The sequence below is a fragment of the Arenibacter algicola genome (assembly GCF_018860365.1).
Classification (GTDB): domain Bacteria; phylum Bacteroidota; class Bacteroidia; order Flavobacteriales; family Flavobacteriaceae; genus Arenibacter; species Arenibacter algicola_B.
The window spans coordinates 154,729-170,048 of record NZ_JAHKPO010000007.1; the positions used below are offsets into that span (position 1 = coordinate 154,729).

Genomic DNA, 15,320 nt, shown 5'->3' on the forward strand with positions numbered 1-15,320 from the left:
GATTAAGAATTAAAATTAAATTACGGTAGTAAGATGAAGACTTTTATAAATGATGATTTTCTTTTGCAGAGCGATTTTGCTAAAACCTTATATCACAATTATGCAAAGGAATTGCCCATAATTGATTATCACAATCATTTACCTCCCCTAGAAATTGATGGGAACCGGGTTTTTGAAAATATAAGTCAAGCTTGGTTGGCGGGAGATCATTATAAATGGCGTGCCATGCGTGCTTTTGGGATAGATGAACACTTTATAACCGGTAATGCTACGGACAAAGAAAAATTTCTTAAATGGGCCGAAACTGTACCTTATACGGTAAGAAACCCATTGTACCACTGGACTCATTTGGAGCTGCAGCGCTATTTTGGGGTGCAGGAATTGTTGGGGCCTGATAATGCGGAGGAAATATATGAGCGTTGTTCGGCAATACTACAGCAAACATCGCACAATACCGTTGGATTGTTGCAACAACAAAAAGTGGAGTCTTTATGTACTACGGATGAATCTATAGACTCCCTTCAATTTCATAAGAGCATCAAGCAAAAAGGGATTTCGCCAAAAGTTTTTCCAACCTTTCGCCCGGATAAGACATTTGTCATAGAGCAGGGGAGTGCCTATGTTGCTTACATGGAAAAATTGGGTCAGGCCGCCAATATTAGTATTACATCGTACAACGATTTGTTGGCAGCTTTGGAAAACCGAATCGACTATTTTCATGCACAGGGAGGTAGGCTGGCCGATCATGGGTTGGAACAATTGTATTATTTCAGGGAAGGTACCTTTAATGCCGAGAGTATATTTAAAAAAGTAATGGAAGGGAAGGCTATTTCTGAGGAGGAGGTCCAATACTTTAAGGCACAGGTGTTGTTGTTTTTGGGAAGGAGTTATCATAAAAAAGGCTGGGTGCAACAATTCCATATTGGCGCTATTAGGGACAATAACAAAAGGCTATTGTCCAAATTGGGCCCTGATACCGGGTTCGATTCCATAGGTGATTTTTCACAGGCACGTGCATTGAGCGGTTTCTTAAATGAATTGGATGGAACGGATCAATTGGCAAAAACTATAATCTATAACCTTAACCCTGCCGATAACGAAGTCATAGCTACCATGGTAGGTAATTTTAATGACGGAAGCGTTAAAGGAAAGGTGCAGTTCGGTTCGGGATGGTGGTTTCTAGATCAGAAAGACGGAATGGAAAAACAAATGAACACGTTGTCCAATATGGGGCTTTTAAGCTGTTTTGTGGGAATGTTGACCGATTCTAGGAGCTTTTTATCCTTTCCAAGACACGAATATTTTAGAAGGATCTTGTGTAACTTAATAGGTAAGGATGTGGTAAATAGTGAGTTGCCGGCAGATGAAAAGTTGTTAGGAAAAATTGTGTCCGATATATCCTATTACAACGCCAAAAACTTTTTCGATTTTAATAAATAAGACCTTTTAGAAGTGATTGTTTAATGCTACTACTTTTAGCTAGAAACAAAAAATGCGCATCCTTTTAAGATGCGCATTTTTTATTGATGTTATAATATTGATAAGAGTTTGGGTCAAGGTTTTCCTATAGGGCTATCATCGCATTTTAGGTCGCCCACTACGTATTGCATACCGTCCAAAAAGAACTGAAGCAATTCCGGATTGTCCATGCTCTGTGCGTTATGTGAAGGGGAGCTATAGAATACCCTGCCTTTGCCATGTCGTTTTATCCAGGACACGTAGATGGTGTTATCCGTAACTTCTTTACGTACACCTTCCAATTTGTCAGCTTCTATATACAGTAAAGGTCTAAAGTTGTAGTCCGAATAGGCATTGTTGAAAAAATAGGGTTCATCCACGTGGGTAAAGCCCTTCCCTTTAAAGGCCTGTACCATCGGGTGATTGGCATTAACCTCCTTTAGGTGCATTTCTTGTTGTTTTGGATGGTAGTCAAAGCTGCCCCCGGTCATTTTGCTGAATTCCTTGGAATTGTTTTGAACAGTGATAGCACCGTGCATGATCATTAAACCACCGCCCTTTGCAACATAATCCATTAAATTCTTTTCATATTCTGCCGCCATTTTTGCTATGGTGTTGTCATTCAAGGTAGTGTTCTTCTTTATTAGGTCCCAGAACAAGTCACGTTTAGGTCCGGCCGGATTGGAATTATTTAAAATTATGGCATCGTATTGCTTTAGGTTTTTTTTATCAAAACTATCTATGTCGTGGGCAATGGTAATCTCAAATGCTCCCGATTTTCTAGCCAATATTTTCAGCATTTCGTCATTATGTGGAATGGTCCAATGGTAGAATCCGGTGTGCTGTGAAAAAACCAATATTTTCTTTACTTCCGCCTTTACCCTCGGTGCGGATGGAGCCAAAGATTCTATCTTGGCGAGCCATTGGTCATTTATTGGTAATTCTTCTATGCTTTGGGCGAAAATTGTTCCAACAAAAAGGAATGTAATTAATGAGTAAACTGTTTTGTTCATTTTAGATATTTATTAAAGTGTAGATTCTCTTATGATCAATTTATGCCTTAGGGTAATGGAATTTGCAGGATGCAAATCTATGCCCCCGTTTAAATGGCTTATAACGCTTTGTCCGGCCAAAACCCCTAATTCGTAACCTGGGTAATTTATAGTACTAAGGGTAGGGGTGACCAATTCCGAGATAGGGTCATTATTAAATCCAATTATTTTAATATCACCGGGAATTTTATAATTCTCTTTTTTTAATTCTTTAATACAATGGGCGGCAAAAGTGTCGTTGGCTACGAACAGTCCATCAATGGGTATGTTATTATTTTTGATATGCGCAATCACATCTTTAACACTACTTGGGCCAAGATCGGATTCCAGTAAATTGGCCTTGTCAAATTTTAAATTGTGTTTGGCCATAGCTTCTTTAAATCCTTTCAGTCGCTCGGAATAAACGTTACGTTTTAGATTGCCGCTAATATACAGAAGATTTTTGCAGCCCTGTGTTATCAAATGCTCTGTAGCCTCAAATCCGGCCAATTTGTTATCTATTATTATGGTGGAACAATTGGGCAAATTGTGCACCCTATCAATAAAGATAAGTGGTATTTTGTTTCTAATGTAATTTGCAAAATGATCAAAGTCGGTAGTGTCGTAGGCCAAGGATACCAAAAGGGCATCAACTCCACTATCGTAGAGCGTTTTTGCATTTAACTTTTCTTTTTCCATAGATTCCAAAGACTGACTTATAATCAAATTATAGCCGGCCTCATTGGCTATTTTTTCAATCCCCGCAAGAACGGTGGACATGAAAATAGAATTGAGCTTGGGGACAATGACTCCAATGGTATTGGACTTCTGTTTGCTGAGGTTTACTGCAAATTTATTGGTTTTGTAGCCCAGTTCATTGGCTTTTGAAATTACACGATCCTTGGTTTTTTGGCTTATGGATGGATGGTCGTTTAGACTCCTGCTTACGGTTCCGGCCGAAACACCCAGCGTTTTTGCCAGATCGTAAATGGTTATTCTCTTGTCCATATTATTAATTGTTGCACAAACTCTGCAACAATAATACGAATAATATATAATTATTTAATTCAAATCATGAATTAACCATAATAAATACATATTTGCGTATATATATTGGTATTAATTGCACAAAAAGTATTTTTTTGATTTAAAAACATTAAAATATTAACGCAATCGGTTGCGTAATAAGTTGCAATTATTTAGATTTGTCAGGAATGTAATCATGATTTGGGTTTGCAGCCATGACTAATATTCAATAACTAACCAACTTTAAACATTTATGTATGAAAAATTTAATTAAAAAAGTTAGGTGCAGGACGTTATTACTTCTAACGTTTCTCTGTACATTATTATCAATGTCCGCTTATGGACAAGATGGTTTTACCGTTTCGGGAACTGTAGTAGATGAGTTCGGTGTTCCTCTGCCTGGAGCATCCATTATTGAAAAAGGAACAACCAATGGGGTGGTTTCTGATTTTGATGGAAATTTTAGTTTTGAGGTAGCCAGCCAAAATGCCACCTTAACTATTAGTTATATTGGTTTTGAAGAGCAGCAAATACCGATTAATGGTAACGATCAAATTAATGTTACTATGCAATCTACTGCGTCTACCTTGGATGAGGTAGTTCTAGTTGGTTATGGTGCAGTTAAGAAAAAGGATCTAACAGGGGCTATTTCACAAGTTGATGCAGCCGCACTTTCCGACCAATCTACCAACTCAGTGACAGACGTGTTGAGAGGGAATGTGGCTGGTCTTAGTATAGGGCTTTCTGCCTCCCCTAAAGGTACTAGTCAAATCCGAATCCGTGGTAACAATAGTCTTAGTGCGGGTTCAAGTCCTTTGATAGTGGTAGATGGAATGATCTATAATGGTGACCTATCCGATATTGCTCCTTCGGATATCGATAAGCTTGATGTGATGAAAGATGCCAGTTCTGCCGCCGTTTATGGAGCAAGGGGGGCAAGTGGTGTTATTTTGGTGACCACAAAAAGAGGTGCCAGTGATAAGCCTACCATTAATATCAATACTAGTGTGGGAATGGCCTCTGATGCCTATAAGGAGCGACCATATGATGCACAAGGGTATGTGAACTGGAGAACTGAAGTATTCAAAAGTATCAATCCACAGAATACTATAGATAATCCGGGAAGATATGATGATCCCAACAACTTGCCATCTGGTGTAACCTTGGATCAATGGTTGGCCTATGATGGATCTGCTGGAGACCCCACTAGGGCCTGGTTGAACAGAATTGGTTTTCAGGATGTAGAAATAGAAAATTATTTGGCCGGAAATAGTATCAATTGGTACGATAGGATAATGCAGAAAGGTTTTCGAAATGATATCAATACCAGTATCTCCGGAAGAAACGGTGGGTTAAATTATTATTGGTCCATTGGTAGAACCTCCAATGAAGGTATAATTAACGGAGAAAAGTTTGAGGCATTGCGATCGCGATTAAATTTGGATGCTAAGATCACCGATTGGCTGACTGTTGGAATGAATACCCAATTTGCAAAACGTAATGAAGGTTTTATTGCCGCAGACCGTGGTCAAATAGAAAGATCTTCTCCTTGGGGTTCGGAATTCGATGATGAAGGCAATATACGCTTAAGTCCTCAGGACGATAACGGGGCGGGTGCAGTTAACGCATTTTTGGCTCAAAAGTTTAATGATCGTATAGACTTGGACCATACCTTTAATTCTAGGGTGTATGCCAAATTAAAATTGCCATTGGGTTTCTCCTATGAAGTAGGGTATACCAATCGTTTGGAATTTCGGGAATATTACAATCATGCATCTGCAGCTAGCCCACAAAACGTAGTAGGTTCTGCTGAAAGACAGGTGACCAAGATTAACGAATGGCAGTTGGATAACATTTTACGTTGGGACAAGACTATAGATAAGCACTCCTTTAATTTAATGTTTTTGGTGTATGGGGAAAAATATCAAAGTTATTTCACCCGTGCCAGAGCCAATACATTTGAGCCTAGTGATGCCTTGGGCTATAGTGCCTTGGAATTGGGTACCGTGCAAACAGTGGATAGTGAGGATGAAACAAGTACGGGCGATGCAGTAATGACGAGATTGAACTATAATTACGATTCCCGCTACCTTTTAACGATGACCATGCGTAGGGATGGTTACTCGGCCTTTGGAACCAACAATAAGCGAGCATATTTTCCTTCCATAGCAGGTGCTTGGACCATTTCCAATGAATCTTTTTTTAATTCGGAATTTGTTAATTTCCTAAAACTTAGATTGTCTTATGGGGAAAACGGGAATAGGGATATTGGAAGGTTTACTGCATTATCTAGGCTTGGTGCAAACAAATATTTAAATGTGGATGCCGGAGGCAATGTTATTACCGTGCCTACATTCGACAATGGAACCCAGGAAAATACAGAGCTTAGATGGGAGCGTACCAAGGCTACCAATTTAGGGTTGGATTTTAGTTTGGCCAACGGAGTGGTGGAAGGTTCTATTGAGGCTTACCAAAATATTACCAATGATCTTATAGTTACCAGGGAGTTGCCCAATATTATTGGTTTTAACAATGTAACTACCAATTTGGGAGAAATAGAAAATAAAGGTCTCGAATTTACCTTGGCCACCCAAAATTATAACAGGGAGAATTTCCAATGGAATACCAGTTTTAATTTCTCTTTGAACAGGAACAAAATCAGGAAATTATATGGAGATCTTGATGAAAATGGAAATGAATTGGATGACATTACAAATCAGCGTTTTATAGGACAGGCCACTGATGTTATTTGGGGTCAGGAAGCCATAGGTATCTGGCAGACCAATGAAGCTGCCCAAGCTGCTGAGTATGGCGTTTTTCCAGGTGATTGGAAAATAAATGATGTTGATAACAGTGGGGATTTTACCGTGGATGATAATGTTTTCCAGGGACATAGATCACCGCGTTTCAGTTGGGCGATGTCCAATAGATTCACGATGCTAAAGAATTTTGATTTTTCCTTTGAGGTTTATTCCAATTGGGGTCAGAAAAGAGTGTTTAATGAAGCAAAAAACAGAAACGGATTTATAGATAGGACCAACTCCATTCAAACCCCGTTTTGGACACCGGATAATCCAATTAACGATTATGCAAGATTGTTTTCAAGTGATGGTAGTTCTAATTTTGCCATTTGGAGAGATGCTTCATTTATACGTTTAAGTAATATTACCATTGCTTATAGATTTCCAAAACCCCTTCTTGAAAAATTGTCTTTGCAGAGTCTTAGATTATATGCCAACGCTAGAAATGTTGCGGTTTATGCACCTCATTGGGACTTTTACGATCCAGAGCCAACCAACATAGACGGAAGAAATTCCAATGGAAGTACTGATCCAAGTTTGCCTACACCTAGGTTTTTCACCTTTGGAATTGATTTAAGTCTTTAATAAAAAAAATATAACGATGAGAAATATTATATACAACTATAGAAAAGCCTTTTTAAGCTTTACCCTAATTGTGGCCTTTGCCTTTACGGGCTGTGAGGAAGAATTCTTGGATGCAGATCCACAATCGTTCTTCACTCCAAGTAATGCCCTAAATACGCCGGAAGGATTAAATAGCCTTTTGTCACAGGCTATGAGAAACTTAAGAGCAGAGTTTTATGGAGATGGTGCACCAATGATTACAGAGAATATCTTTTCTGAGGTTTCAGTGGAAGGAACAACGGATAAATCAGGTCCTGCCCAGGATTTAAATCTATTGATTTTGCCAGATGCGAACTTGAATAGTGCCAACTTTAACCGAATAGGATGGTTTTGGGAGGAATTCTATAAAGGAATTAAATATGCCAATACCGTTATTGGAAGATTGGATGACGCAGAGTTTGAAAGTGATGCGCAAAAAAATGATATTTTGGGTCGTGCTTTGTTTCATAGAGCTTATAGGTATTATAGGTTGACACAGCAGTTTGGGGATGTTCCCTTAATATTGGAAGAGATTACCTCGGCACGCTTGGATTTTGTTACCACAGCTAGAGAGACCATCCTAAAAAAAATGCAGGAGGACCTCAATCTAGCGGTTCCTATGGTGAACGCAGTTGCCAACAACGGTGATATTAATAAAGATGCAGTTTTGCATCTACTGACAAAAGTTAACCTTGCTCTTGGTGATTTCGATGCCGCTATTACTTCCTCTACCCAAATAATCAATGGGGGTACACATGCACTTACCACGGATAGGTTTGGCATTGATGCAGGTAATGCAGCAAAGGATGTAACTTGGGATTTACATCGAGTGGAAAACAAAAGTATTCCGGGTAACACTGAGGGAATATTGGTTGTTATAGATAGGTTGGGTTATGAGGACAACGGTGACTATGCAGGTGGCACCAGTATTCAAAGACAAGCAGTTCCACTTTGGTGGCGCTTTATTAACACTCCGGATGGCCAGAATGGTATGTCCGATGCCCCAGGGATAGATATTGATCAAGTTACGGCAATAGGTAGGGGTATTGGTAGAAATAGGGGTACACATTATAGTACCAAAGAGATTTGGAAAGATGCAAATAATGACCAACGGCATAAGTTGGGTAATTGGTACGATATGGAAGATTTAGTGTACAATGCACCTAGTCTACAAAGTTCTGGAAACTCTTATTATGGAAAGAATTTGGAGCTTTATTTGCCCAATGGAACTCCACTTTGTTCAGATACTATAAGGAATTGGTATGGCTTTCCACATTATAAATTTTTTGTTCCAGATCCTTTAAATGTAAAACCAGCAGGAGGTCACGGCGATTGGTATGTATATAGGGTTGCGGAAACATATTTGTTAAGGGCCGAGGCTTACTTCTGGAAAGGAAATTTAGGTGCTGCGGCAGATGATATCAATGTTGTGAGAAGAAGGGCGGAGGCAGATGAAATTACTGCTACCGATGTGGATATAGCTTATATCTTGGATGAGCGTGCACGTGAATTGTATTATGAGGAAGGAAGGAAAACTGAACTCACACGCATTGCCTATATTTTTGCTAAGACGGGTAAAGCAGCATATAATGGTAAGACCTATAGTTTGGATAATTTCTCTACCGATAATTTTTGGTATGACCGAATAATGGAGGTTACCGACTTTTACAATAAGGGTGTGAAAACTATTCACGGTGATGAATATACCATGAGTCCTTATCATGTGTTGTGGCCAATCCCTGCTTCGGCAATTAATGCCAATACACAAGGGATAATAAATCAAAACGAAGGATATCCCGGAGCGGAAAATAATATTCCACCCCTGACCACTATCCCTGAATAATATTAGAAGAATTGAGTTAATTAGTTTTTTGTAAATTCCATCCTTTAAACCTATTTAAATGAAGTATGTATTTCTTGGTTATATTTTAATGTTGTTACTTTCATGTAATAACAAAGAAGTGTATAAGTTTGAAATAGCCGAGAAGGATGGAATTACTCAAGCCTCTCCAATTTCTTTAAAAGTTGATACTTTAGGGTTGGGAGATGTGGGCGACCAAAGTAATTTGGCTTTGAAGAATAATGGCAAACAGATACCTTTTCAATTTGATAAGGGTCAAAATAAACTATGGTTTGTTCATTCGCCCAACAATAGCAGTTCTTATGAAATAGTAAAGGAAGAGGTTAAAACCCAGGGCTCGGAAGGAGTGAAAGCGGATAAAAGCAATGGAAACCTTCAATTGTTGAAAGGTTCCGTTCCGTTGCTAACCTATAGATATGGAATGACCTATCCTCCAGAGGGTGTGGATTCCATCTTTCGGAAATCCGGATACCTCCATCCTTTGCTTTCTCCCTCGGGAGATACCCTTAGCCGAATTCAACCTCCGGACCATTACCATCATTATGGCATATGGGGGCCGTGGACACATACCCAGATCGAGGGGGAACGCGTCGACTTTTGGAATTTGGTGGAACGCCAAGGGACGGTCCTATTTAAGGATTTTAATGACACTTATTCTGGGGACGTATATGGGGGCTTCAACGCCCGTCAAGAACATATTAACTTGAAAGCTTCCGAGGATAACCGAATAGCCTTGAACGAAGATTTGGACGTTAAGGTGTGGGACTTGGATCGCCCGGATAGGTATATGGTAGATTACACATCTAATTTTTCTTCCCCCTTAAAGAACGGTATTCTTTTTGAAGCCTATCGCTATGGAGGAGGTTTAGGAATGCGTTTTACGGAACGCTGGCATAAGGATAATTGTTCCGTGCTTACTTCGGAAGGCAACGATCGTCTCACCGCTGATGGTACCAACGCCCGCTGGTGTATGGTAACCGGGGAGTCTGCAGATGGTAAGGGAACCAATGGTGTTTTGTTTTTAAGTTACCCGGAAAATAGGTCCCACCCAGAGCCAATGCGTATATGGCCCATTGATGGAAATGGGGGCAGGGGAGATATGTTTTTCGAATTTTGCCCGATACGTCACCAGGAATGGAAAATTGAGCCCAATGAAGACTACAGTCTAAAATATAGGATGGTGGTTTTTGATGGCGAACTTACGGCTGAGGAAGCGGAATCCTATTGGAAGAGTTTTGCGGAGATGCCCAGAATTGTTAATAATTAAATATGGGGACAGGGGAAATACCCATGTTTTCAACCAAATAATTTGTGAATTAAATTAAAATCAAAAAAGATGCAAAGAAGAAAATTCATTAATAACTCCCTATTGACCACTGCAGCCGTAGTTGGATTTCCAACTATAGTTCCTGCAAGTGTATTTGGCAAGAACGCACCGAGCAATAAGATTAATATTGGGCAAATTGGTTGTGGACGTATTGCCCGCGACCATGATATTCACGATACCATCAGGTTCGACCAATCCCGTTATGTTGCCGTATGTGATCTGGATTCCAATAGGGCAGCCGATGCCAAGGTTTTGGTGGATAAGTTCTACAAGGAGAAAACGGGGAAGGATAAATACATGAATACCAAAATCTACGATGACTATCGTGAAATGTTACTCAATAAGGACATAGATGCCGTGGTTATCAGTACCCCTGACCACTGGCATTCCCAGCCGGCAATGGAAGCGGCATTGGCTGGAAAGGATATATACCTGCAAAAACCTACATCGCTAACCGTGAGGGAAGGTCAACAGTTGCGTGAGGCCGTTCAAAAAACGGGCGTTATACTTCAAGTTGGAACACAGCAAAGAGCCATGCCCCAATTTCGGGTGGCTGCCGAGCTGGTCAGAAATGGTCGTATTGGTAAAATACATACGGTTAAGATCGGACTTCCAGGAGATCCTGCCGGACCGGAAGCACCTGCAATGCCGGTACCTAAAAATTTAAATTTTGATATGTGGTTGGGGTCAACCCCAGAAGTGCCTTATACCGAAATTGGTGTACACCCGCAACAGGGTTATAGTAGGCCAGGTTGGCTTCGCCTAAGAAGTTACGGTGCAGGAATGATCACAGGTTGGGGACAACACCATTATGATTCAGCGGCATGGGGAATGGATACCGAGCTAACGGGGCCAAAATCAGTGGAGGCTTTGGCAGAATTCCCGAAATCGGGTCTGTGGAATGTACATGGCGATTTCTTTGTGAAACACGAATATGACAACGGAATTACGGTCTATACCAGTGGCGGTTATACCAATGGAATACGTTATGAAGGTACCGATGGTTGGATCTTTGTATCCCGAGGTGCTTATACGGCTTCTGCTTCGGATCCGGTAGATCAGGAAAAGAGCAGTAAAGCCCTTAATGCCTCCGATCCTAAAATATTGGAATCGGTAATTGGTGAGAATGAGATCAATTTGGAGAAGATCGATGATCAGCACGGGAACTGGTTGGATTGCATTAAAACGCGTAAGGCACCTATTTCACCCATTGAAAAAGGACATAAGGCCTGTGTAACTTGTCTGATCAGTGATATTGCCATGCAATTCGATAGAAAATTGGAGTGGGACAACGAGAAAGAGATGTTTATTAATGATGACGAAGCCAACGCCATGTTGCACAGGGAACAGAGAAAACCTTACGGGACCGACTTTGTGAAAATTTAGTAAACATGTTGTATATTGAATGATGTAAAAATAATCCCTCCTTTGGTCAAAATAACTTGAGCCAAGGAGGGGTTTGTCATTATTCATAAAAAAAATCAATAAATGAAATATAGTGTATCGACCTTTCTTTTGGTATTGTTTCTTAGCTGTGGTCAAAAAAAAGAAGAAGTGAAAGCAACTGCTGATAGTGCTCCTGACAAGGTAAGTTTAATGACTTTGGATCCAGGGCATTTTCATGCCGCCTTGGTTCAAAAAACAATGTATAATGCAGTAGATTCCACCATTTATGTTTTTGCTCCCGAAGGGCCGGAGGTAAACGATTTTTTGAACAAAATTGAAGCCTACAATTCAAGGTCGGAAAACCCTACCCATTGGAAGGTGAATAGTTATTTCGGGGATGATTATTTGGAAAAAATGATTGCCCAAAAACCTGGCAATGTCATGGTAGTTGCCGGTAAGAACTCCAAAAAGATAGATTATATTTTGGCCGCAGTAAAAGCTGGGTTGAACGTTTATGCGGATAAGCCGTTGGTGATAAATCCGGAAGGTTTCCAGAAACTGGAGGAGGCCTTCAAAATAGCAGAGGAAAAGGGGGTCATGATCTACGATATTATGACCGAGCGTTTTGAGGTTACTACTGGAATGCAAAGGCAGTTTTCCATGTTGCCCGATGTATTTGGCCAAGTGCTGGAAGGAAGCCCTGAGGAACCGGCCATTATTAAGGAAAGTGTGCATCATTTTTTCAAGTACGTTTCAGGACAGCCATTGGTGAGACCGGCATGGTTCTTTGATGTGAATGAAGAGGGTGAAGGAATTGTAGATGTAACTACCCATTTGGTGGATTTAGTGCAATGGGAGCTTTTCCCGGACGAGATTATTAACCGCGCGGACATAGAAATGGTTCATGCAAAGCGTTGGCCAACAATCTTGACGTTGGAAGAGTTTAAAAGGGTTACCGGTTTGGAAACTTACCCGGATTACCTTAAAAAGGATTTGGATGGCGATAAACTTGAGGTGTACTGCAATGGGGAAATGTTGTATAAAATTAAGGGGAAGTATGCCAAGGTTTCTGTGATATGGAATTATGAAGCGCCCGAAGGAACAGGGGATACCCATTATAGTATTATGAGGGGAACTAAAAGTGACCTTATCATTAAACAGGGGGCGGAAGAAAATTATAAGCCTACCTTATATATTAAATCCAAGGGTGGGGAAAATTTTGATAATATCATAGCCGAGGCAATAGAACTGCATATAAACTCGAAATTTGCGGGAACTAAAGCAGAAAAAGTGTCAGAGGATATGTGGAAAATCAATATTCCCGATGAATTTAAAATTGGTCATGAGGCACATTTTGCCCAAGTAACCCAAAATTATTTACGGTATTTGGAAGAGGGTAAATTGCCCACTTGGGAGGTGCCCAATATGATTACCAAGTATTACACAACCATTGAAGGTTATAAAATGGCTAAAAAATAAGACCCTGAAATTTTCATTAAGACGTAAAGGTATTGGCTGAACTAGGCAAATCTTTGCGCAATTGGCCAAGGGTAAATATTGGATATTATGTTTATTATTGTGCCCTTGTGTTATATTTGGGTTTTGTTAAAATAGAATTATAAAAAATAGAATTGATGAGTGAACTTTTTTCGATTGAAAATAAAATTTATGCCCTATCCGGAGCAACTGGAACTTTAGGAGGGTCAATTGCCAAGTATCTTGTAGAAAATGGAGCCAAGGTATTGCTTTTGGGCAGGTCTTTGGATAAGCTGGAGGAAAAGTGTAAGGAATTGAATGCAATTGCTTCCAACAGTGCGCATTTGTTCGTTTTGGATGTGATGGACGAAAAGCAATTAACCGAATTGAAGAATTCTATAATCACCAAGTTTAAGAAGTTGGACGGACTGGTAAATTTGGCAGGAGGAAACATTCCTGGGGCTACTTTAAAACCAGATCAGACGATTTACGATATTGAGCTGGGAGATACCCAAAAAGTAGTGGATATAAATTTGTTCGGTACTGTAATTCCAACTATAGTGTTAAGTGAAATTATGGCCAAACAAGGTTTTGGATCCATAGTAAATATATCTTCCATGGCGGCCAAACAGACTATTTCACGAGTGTTGGGCTATTCCATGGCTAAGGCAGGAGTGGATATTTTCACCAAATGGATGGCCAATGAACTGGCGTCCAAGTTTAGTGACAAGATAAGGGTTAACGCCATTGCACCAGGATTTTTCATCGGAAATCAGAATAGAAGACTGTTGACCAATGAAGATGGATCCTTTACGGACAGGGGAGAAAAAATTATTACCAATACACCTATGGGACGTTTTGGGGATGCCTCCGAACTCAATGGAATGGTACATTATCTGCTAAGTGATGCATCTTCATTTGTAACTGGTACCATTTATGATATCGACGGCGGATTCAGTTCATTTTCCGGAGTATAGTCCATGCAATATTTAAAAAGGACACTTAGGTGGTTCGGGCCCAGTTTTGGAGTGTCCCTAAAGGATATAAAGGAGCTAGGTGTGGAGGGCGTAGTCACGGCATGCCACCAAGTGCCCATTGGAGAGGTTTGGTCTACTGAAGTTATAAGGGGTGTCCAAAAGGAAATAGAGTCCAATGGCTTGGAATGGTCCGTAGTGGAAAGTGTTAATATCCATAGGGCTATTAAATACGGTTTGCCCGAAAGGGACATCTACATTCATAATTATATTGAGACCCTTAAGAATTTGGCAGAGAACAATATTAAGGTGGTCTGCTATAACTTTATGCAATTGATAGATTGGACCCGTACCCATTTAAATTTTGTACTTCCAACCGGGGCTATAAGTTTATTGTACGACCCTGTGGCTATTGCTGCATTTGATTTGTACATCTTGCAAAGGGATAGGGCAGCTGAGGTCTATGGAGATGAAATGGTCAATAAGGCCGAAAAGTATTATAATGCGTTGGGCCAAAAGGGACGTGAGCTACTAAAAAATGCTGTCTTGGCAGGGATGCCTGGTTCCAAGGTGGCCATTCCCCTTTCCGATTTTAGGTCCACCCTTGAAGAAGTCAGTAAGATTGAAAAATCGGTCCTTAGGGAAAATCTGGCATATTTTTTAAAAGCGGTTATTCCCGAGGCCGAAAAGTTGGGTGTAAAAATGGCCCTGCATCCAGATGACCCACCATTTCCTGTTTTTGGTATTCCCCGTATTGCTTCTACCTATGAGGATTTAAAATATATCCTGGATTGTTTTCCTTCCCCAAGTAACGGATTAACCTTTTGTTCAGGTTCTTTGGGAGCAGTAGCTTCCAATGACCTTCTTAAGATTATTAGGGATTTTGGACCTCAAATTCATTTTTTACATCTAAGAAATGTGTCTAGGGAAGAAGACGGTAGTTTTTATGAGGCTGCCCATTTGGATGGGTCCCTGCCTATGCCCAAGATAATGCTGGAGATTGTTAAGGAGCAACTAAGGAGACATGAAAGCGGATTTGGAGAAGTGGCCATTCCTATCAGGCCAGATCACGGACATGTTTTGTTGGATGATAAAGAAAGAAAAGATGAGTTCTACTCTGGATATTCCCTTATTGGGAGAGCCATCGGAATGGCAGAGCTTTATGGGTTGGAAAAAGGCATCAGGGAAATGCTTATAGAAGCTACATAGTGAAAATTTAAAATGAAGAGGAGATAATTAAGGAAGACGCAATTATTTGGCTAGAATTGTAAGGAATTGTTGCTAAAGTTTAAAAAAAGAGTATTTTTAGGCTTTGGAAATAAAATATAAAAGACAATTGCGTTAACGTTAACGTCCAAATTAAAAAATGTATATGCA

10 protein-coding genes are annotated in these 15,320 nt (G+C 40.1%); 8 read left to right on the forward strand and 2 right to left on the reverse strand.

The features are described from left to right. Positions 1-33: 33 nt before the first annotated feature. Positions 34-1,440 carry a glucuronate isomerase gene (uxaC, locus tag KO529_RS07400; RefSeq protein WP_215947282.1) on the forward strand — a complete coding sequence of 469 codons (1,407 nt, stop codon included), beginning with the start codon at positions 34-36 and terminating at the stop codon, positions 1,438-1,440. A 113-nt stretch (positions 1,441-1,553) separates the two neighbouring features. Here uxaC and KO529_RS07405 read toward each other — a convergent pair whose 3' ends face one another. Next, positions 1,554-2,471 carry a ThuA domain-containing protein gene (locus KO529_RS07405; RefSeq protein ID WP_215947283.1) on the reverse strand — a complete coding sequence of 306 codons (918 nt, stop codon included), beginning with the start codon at positions 2,469-2,471 and terminating at the stop codon, positions 1,554-1,556. Positions 2,472-2,483: 12 nt separating this feature from the next. Further along, a complete protein-coding gene (locus KO529_RS07410; protein WP_215947284.1) occupies positions 2,484-3,497 on the reverse strand; it encodes a LacI family DNA-binding transcriptional regulator in 1,014 nt (337 codons plus the stop codon). 275 nt (positions 3,498-3,772) lie between these two features. Between KO529_RS07410 and KO529_RS07415 the strand changes: the two genes are divergently transcribed. From KO529_RS07415 to uxuA, 7 genes are all read left to right on the forward strand, one after another. Then, positions 3,773-6,901: a SusC/RagA family TonB-linked outer membrane protein gene (locus KO529_RS07415; RefSeq protein WP_215947285.1), complete on the forward strand. Its 3,129-nt coding sequence runs from the start codon at positions 3,773-3,775 to the stop codon at positions 6,899-6,901. A 16-nt stretch (positions 6,902-6,917) separates the two neighbouring features. Continuing rightward, a complete protein-coding gene (locus tag KO529_RS07420; protein WP_215947286.1) occupies positions 6,918-8,762 on the forward strand; it encodes a RagB/SusD family nutrient uptake outer membrane protein in 1,845 nt (614 codons plus the stop codon). 58 nt (positions 8,763-8,820) lie between these two features. Then, a complete protein-coding gene (locus tag KO529_RS07425) occupies positions 8,821-10,047 on the forward strand; it encodes a PmoA family protein (protein ID WP_215947287.1) in 1,227 nt (408 codons plus the stop codon). A 69-nt stretch (positions 10,048-10,116) separates the two neighbouring features. Then, entirely contained in the window at positions 10,117-11,493 is a 1,377-nt protein-coding gene (locus KO529_RS07430; protein ID WP_215947288.1) for a Gfo/Idh/MocA family oxidoreductase, read from the forward strand. 102 nt (positions 11,494-11,595) lie between these two features. Further along, on the forward strand, positions 11,596-12,972 hold the full coding sequence (locus KO529_RS07435; RefSeq protein ID WP_215947289.1) for a putative oxidoreductase C-terminal domain-containing protein: 1,377 nt from the start codon (positions 11,596-11,598) through the stop codon (positions 12,970-12,972). A 155-nt stretch (positions 12,973-13,127) separates the two neighbouring features. Continuing rightward, positions 13,128-13,946 carry an SDR family oxidoreductase gene (locus KO529_RS07440; RefSeq protein ID WP_215947290.1) on the forward strand — a complete coding sequence of 273 codons (819 nt, stop codon included), beginning with the start codon at positions 13,128-13,130 and terminating at the stop codon, positions 13,944-13,946. 3 nt (positions 13,947-13,949) lie between these two features. Further along, complete coding sequence (gene uxuA / locus KO529_RS07445) at positions 13,950-15,152, forward strand: mannonate dehydratase (RefSeq protein ID WP_215947291.1); 1,203 nt, start codon at positions 13,950-13,952, stop codon at positions 15,150-15,152. The last annotated feature ends 168 nt before the right edge of the window (positions 15,153-15,320 follow it).

Bases quoted from the DNA above. Each gene is read 5' to 3' on its own strand.
- KO529_RS07425 (WP_215947287.1), top strand. From the start codon at position 8,821: ATGAAGTATGTATTTCTTGGTTATATTTTAATGTTGTTACTTTCATGT.
- KO529_RS07435 (WP_215947289.1), top strand. From the start codon at position 11,596: ATGAAATATAGTGTATCGACCTTTCTTTTGGTATTGTTTCTTAGCTGT.
- KO529_RS07410 (WP_215947284.1), bottom strand. From the start codon at position 3,497: ATGGACAAGAGAATAACCATTTACGATCTGGCAAAAACGCTGGGTGTT.
- KO529_RS07440 (WP_215947290.1), top strand. From the start codon at position 13,128: ATGAGTGAACTTTTTTCGATTGAAAATAAAATTTATGCCCTATCCGGA.
- KO529_RS07430 (WP_215947288.1), top strand. From the start codon at position 10,117: ATGCAAAGAAGAAAATTCATTAATAACTCCCTATTGACCACTGCAGCC.
- KO529_RS07415 (WP_215947285.1), top strand. From the start codon at position 3,773: ATGAAAAATTTAATTAAAAAAGTTAGGTGCAGGACGTTATTACTTCTA.
- uxuA (WP_215947291.1), top strand. From the start codon at position 13,950: ATGCAATATTTAAAAAGGACACTTAGGTGGTTCGGGCCCAGTTTTGGA.
- uxaC (WP_215947282.1), top strand. From the start codon at position 34: ATGAAGACTTTTATAAATGATGATTTTCTTTTGCAGAGCGATTTTGCT.
- KO529_RS07420 (WP_215947286.1), top strand. From the start codon at position 6,918: ATGAGAAATATTATATACAACTATAGAAAAGCCTTTTTAAGCTTTACC.
- KO529_RS07405 (WP_215947283.1), bottom strand. From the start codon at position 2,471: ATGAACAAAACAGTTTACTCATTAATTACATTCCTTTTTGTTGGAACA.